This window comes from Arthrobacter sp. 10L424 (assembly GCF_056395325.1).
In genome coordinates this window covers 1-5,459 of the sequence record NZ_JBFTJH010000020.1, presented here as the reverse complement: position 1 = coordinate 5,459, position 5,459 = coordinate 1, and the positions used below count along the sequence as shown (strand labels likewise).

The window sequence follows — 5,459 nt, the reverse complement described above, 5'->3', positions numbered from 1 at the left end:
TGTGTCTGTTGTTTGAGAACTCAATAGTGTGCCAAGTTTGTTGATACCAATTTATTGTATTGAATTGGTTGAATTGACCAGGTTGCGCCACCCCGTGGTGTGGTCTGGTTTTTACAGCTGGTTTCAAATTTTGTGCATTGTGTGCATCCCGTTTTCCCGGGGGCGCATGGTGTGTCTGTTTTACTTCAACGGAGAGTTTGATCCTGGCTCAGGATGAACGCTGGCGGCGTGCTTAACACATGCAAGTCGAACGATGACCCGGTGCTTGCACCGGTGATTAGTGGCGAACGGGTGAGTAACACGTGAGTAACCTGCCCTTAACTCTGGGATAAGCCTGGGAAACTGGGTCTAATACCGGATATGACTCCTCATCGCATGGTGGGGGGTGGAAAGCTTTATTGTGGTTTTGGATGGACTCGCGGCCTATCAGCTTGTTGGTGAGGTAATGGCTCACCAAGGCGACGACGGGTAGCCGGCCTGAGAGGGTGACCGGCCACACTGGGACTGAGACACGGCCCAGACTCCTACGGGAGGCAGCAGTGGGGAATATTGCACAATGGGCGAAAGCCTGATGCAGCGACGCCGCGTGAGGGATGACGGCCTTCGGGTTGTAAACCTCTTTCAGTAGGGAAGAAGCGAAAGTGACGGTACCTGCAGAAGAAGCGCCGGCTAACTACGTGCCAGCAGCCGCGGTAATACGTAGGGCGCAAGCGTTATCCGGAATTATTGGGCGTAAAGAGCTCGTAGGCGGTTTGTCGCGTCTGCCGTGAAAGTCCGGGGCTCAACTCCGGATCTGCGGTGGGTACGGGCAGACTAGAGTGATGTAGGGGAGACTGGAATTCCTGGTGTAGCGGTGAAATGCGCAGATATCAGGAGGAACACCGATGGCGAAGGCAGGTCTCTGGGCATTAACTGACGCTGAGGAGCGAAAGCATGGGGAGCGAACAGGATTAGATACCCTGGTAGTCCATGCCGTAAACGTTGGGCACTAGGTGTGGGGGACATTCCACGTTTTCCGCGCCGTAGCTAACGCATTAAGTGCCCCGCCTGGGGAGTACGGCCGCAAGGCTAAAACTCAAAGGAATTGACGGGGGCCCGCACAAGCGGCGGAGCATGCGGATTAATTCGATGCAACGCGAAGAACCTTACCAAGGCTTGACATGAACCGGAAACACCTGGAAACAGGTGCCCCGCTTGCGGTCGGTTTACAGGTGGTGCATGGTTGTCGTCAGCTCGTGTCGTGAGATGTTGGGTTAAGTCCCGCAACGAGCGCAACCCTCGTTCTATGTTGCCAGCGCGTTATGGCGGGGACTCATAGGAGACTGCCGGGGTCAACTCGGAGGAAGGTGGGGACGACGTCAAATCATCATGCCCCTTATGTCTTGGGCTTCACGCATGCTACAATGGCCGGTACAAAGGGTTGCGATACTGTGAGGTGGAGCTAATCCCAAAAAGCCGGTCTCAGTTCGGATTGGGGTCTGCAACTCGACCCCATGAAGTCGGAGTCGCTAGTAATCGCAGATCAGCAACGCTGCGGTGAATACGTTCCCGGGCCTTGTACACACCGCCCGTCAAGTCACGAAAGTTGGTAACACCCGAAGCCGGTGGCCTAACCCCTTGTGGGAGGGAGCTGTCGAAGGTGGGACTGGCGATTGGGACTAAGTCGTAACAAGGTAGCCGTACCGGAAGGTGCGGCTGGATCACCTCCTTTCTAAGGAGCACCTACAATCACCTTGCCTCATGWATTTGAGTGTGGAGGGGTTGTCAGGAGTACGCCCGTTGCGCAGACGCAAGTTCTGCGGCGGGTGCTCACGGGTGGAATATCAACARATAGCGGCCGCTGCGTTTYYCGCGGCACCCAGTACGGACCCTCTCTTGAGTGTGGTCCTGGAACGGTGCGGCGGGGGGTAKGGCGGTTTAGTGTTTGGCACACTGTTGGGTCCTGAGACAACAGGACCGGTTTTCCATGGCTGTTGGCTGTGGTTCCGGGACTTGTGTTTCTGGTTTCCTGGCTGCACCGATCACACGGTTGTTCCCTTTGGGGGCGTGTGTGGGGTGTGTGGTACGGGGTTGTTGTTTGAGAACTACATAGTGGACGCGAGCATCTTTTATAAGAAGCAATTTCCAAGAATATGAACCTGGATCTGACCTGGGCGCCTTTGGGTGTGTGGGTTGGTTTTCATGGTTCTCTCGTGAATTAGTTTTTTTGATCTTTTGTGGTCAAGTTTTTAAGAGCACACGGTGGATGCCTTGGCATTAGGAGCCGAAGAAGGACGTAGGAATCTGCGATAAGCCTGGGGGAGTCGATAACCGGACTGTGATCCCAGGGTGTCCGAATGGGGAAACCCCGCCAGGGGCGCGAGTTACCTGGTGACCCGCATCTGAACACATAGGGTGCGTGGAGGGAACGCGGGGAAGTGAAACATCTCAGTACCCGCAGGAAGAGAAAACAATAGTGATTCCGTCAGTAGTGGCGAGCGAACGCGGATCAGGCTAAACCGTTCCATGTGTGATAGCCGGCGGGCGTTGCATGGTCGGGGTTGTGGGACTTCCCACTCCAGCTCTGCCGGGCTGGGAAGGTGAGTAGTACAGGCATAGGTGAACGGTCTTGAAAGGCCGGCCAGAGAGGGTGTGAGCCCCGTAACCGAAATGTTGTGTACCGCCTGGTGAAGTATCCCAAGTAGCACGGGGCCCGAGAAATCCCGTGYGAATCTGTCAGGACCACCTGATAAGCCTAAATACTCCCTAATGACCGATAGCGGACCAGTACCGTGAGGGAAAGGTGAAAAGTACCCCGGGAGGGGAGTGAAACAGTACCTGAAACCGTGTGCTTACAATCCGTCGGAGCCAGTCTGATTCTGGTGACGGCGTGCCTTTTGAAGAATGAGCCTGCGAGTTAGTGTTACGTCGCGAGGTTAACCCGTGTGGGGAAGCCGTAGCGAAAGCGAGTCTGAATAGGGCGTTGCAGTGGCGTGATCTAGACCCGAAGCGAAGTGATCTACCCATGGCCAGGTTGAAGCGACGGTAAGACGTCGTGGAGGACCGAACCCACTTCAGTTGAAAATGGAGGGGATGAGCTGTGGGTAGGGGTGAAAGGCCAATCAAACTTCGTGATAGCTGGTTCTCCCCGAAATGCATTTAGGTGCAGCGTTGCGTGTTTCTTACCGGAGGTAGAGCTACTGGATGGCTAATGGGCCCTACAAGGTTACTGACGTCAGCCAAACTCCGAATGCCGGTAAGTGAGAGCGCAGCAGTGAGACTGTGGGGGATAAGCTTCATAGTCGAGAGGGAAACAGCCCAGACCACCAACTAAGGCCCCTAAGCGTGTGCTAAGTGGGAAAGGATGTGGAGTTGCGAAGACAACCAGGAGGTTGGCTTAGAAGCAGCCATCCTTAAAAGAGTGCGTAATAGCTCACTGGTCAAGTGATTCCGCGCCGACAATGTAGCGGGGCTCAAGTACACCGCCGAAGTTGTGGATTTCAGATATTAGCTAAGCCGCCCCTTGTGGGTTGGTTCAGGCGTCTGGAGTGGTAGGGGAGCGTCGTGTGGGCAGTGAAGTCGCGGTGTAAACCAGCGGTGGAGCCTACACGAGTGAGAATGCAGGCATGAGTAGCGAAAGACGGGTGAGAAACCCGTCCGCCGAATGATCAAGGGTTCCAGGGTCAAGCTAATCTGCCCTGGGTAAGTCGGGACCTAAGGCGAGGCCGACAGGCGTAGTCGATGGACAACGGGTTGATATTCCCGTACCGGCGAAAAACCGCCCATGCTGAACAGGGGATACTAACCGCCCGARACCTGCCCGATCGCCCTTGTGGCGACCCGGGTTTTGGTGGAGCGCGGGACCTGATCCTGGGAGGCAAGCGTATTAACAGGTGTGACGCAGGAAGGTAGCCAAGCCGGGCGATGGTTGTCCCGGTCTAAGGATGTAGGGCGAACGGTAGGCAAATCCGCCGTTCATGATGCCTGAGACCCGATGGGACCCCCGTATGGGGGGATTTGGTGATCCTATGCTGCCGAGAAAAGCATCGACGCGAGGTTTTAGCCGCCCGTACCCCAAACCGACACAGGTGATCAGGTAGAGAATACTAAGGCGATCGAGAGAATTATGGTTAAGGAACTCGGCAAAATGCCCCCGTAACTTCGGGAGAAGGGGGGCCCCCATCGTGATGGACACTTGCTGTCCGGAGCGTGCAGGGGCCGCAGAGACCAGGGGGAAGCGACTGTTTACTAAAAACACAGGTCCGTGCGAAGTCGCAAGACGATGTATACGGACTGACTCCTGCCCGGTGCTGGAAGGTTAAGAGGACCGGTTAGCCGCAAGGCGAAGCTGAGAATTTAAGCCCCAGTAAACGGCGGTGGTAACTATAACCATCCTAAGGTAGCGAAATTCCTTGTCGGGTAAGTTCCGACCTGCACGAATGGAGTAACGACTTCCCCGCTGTCTCAACCATAAACTCGGCGAAATTGCAGTACGAGTAAAGATGCTCGTTACGCGCAGCAGGACGGAAAGACCCCGAGACCTTTACTATAGTTTGGTATTGGTGTTCGGAGTGGCTTGTGTAGGATAGGTGGGAGACGTTGAAGCCCGGACGCCAGTTCGGGTGGAGTCATCGTTGAAATACCACTCTGGTCACTTTGGACATCTAACTTCGGCCCGTAATCCGGGTCAGGGACAGTGCCTGATGGGTAGTTTAACTGGGGCGGTTGCCTCCTAAAAAGTAACGGAGGCGCCCAAAGGTTCCCTCAGCCTGGTTGGCAATCAGGTGTCGAGTGTAAGTGCACAAGGGAGCTTGACTGTGAGAGAGACATCTCGAGCAGGGACGAAAGTCGGGACTAGTGATCCGGCGGTACATTGTGGAATGGCCGTCGCTCAACGGATAAAAGGTACCTCGGGGATAACAGGCTGATCTTGCCCAAGAGTCCATATCGACGGCATGGTTTGGCACCTCGATGTCGGCTCGTCGCATCCTGGGGCTGGAGTAGGTCCCAAGGGTTGGGCTGTTCGCCCATTAAAGCGGTACGCGAGCTGGGTTTAGAACGTCGTGAGACAGTTCGGTCCCTATCCGCTGCGCGCGCAGGAAATTTGAGAAGGGCTGTCCTTAGTACGAGAGGACCGGGACGGACGAACCTCTGGTGTGTCAGTTGTACTGCCAAGTGCACCGCTGATTAGCTACGTTCGGATGGGATAACCGCTGAAAGCATCTAAGCGGGAAGCTCGCTTCGAGATGAGATTTCCATACACCTTGTGTGTGAGAGGCCCCCAGCCAGACCACTGGGTTGATAGGCCGGATGTGGAAGCGAGGACTAAAGACTCGTGAAGCTGACCGGTACTAATAGGCCGATAACTTACACCACACACCCTCTTCGTGAACGGATTCAAAAGACGTTCACACCAGGAGAGGGTACAAAGAAACAAGACTGCTTGCGTCCACTATGTGGTTCCCAACCAACAAACCCGT

The 5,459-nt window shown here is 55.2% G+C and carries 2 rRNA genes; both read left to right on the top strand.

What is annotated here, in order from left to right:
- Positions 1 to 185 precede the first annotated feature (185 nt).
- A 16S ribosomal RNA gene (locus AC1DC5_RS18945) occupies positions 186 to 1,711 on the top strand.
- A 507-nt stretch (positions 1,712 to 2,218) separates the two neighbouring features.
- Positions 2,219 to 5,355, top strand: a 23S ribosomal RNA gene (locus AC1DC5_RS18940).
- Together the 16S and 23S rRNA genes form the textbook arrangement of a ribosomal RNA operon.
- Positions 5,356 to 5,459 lie beyond the last annotated feature (104 nt).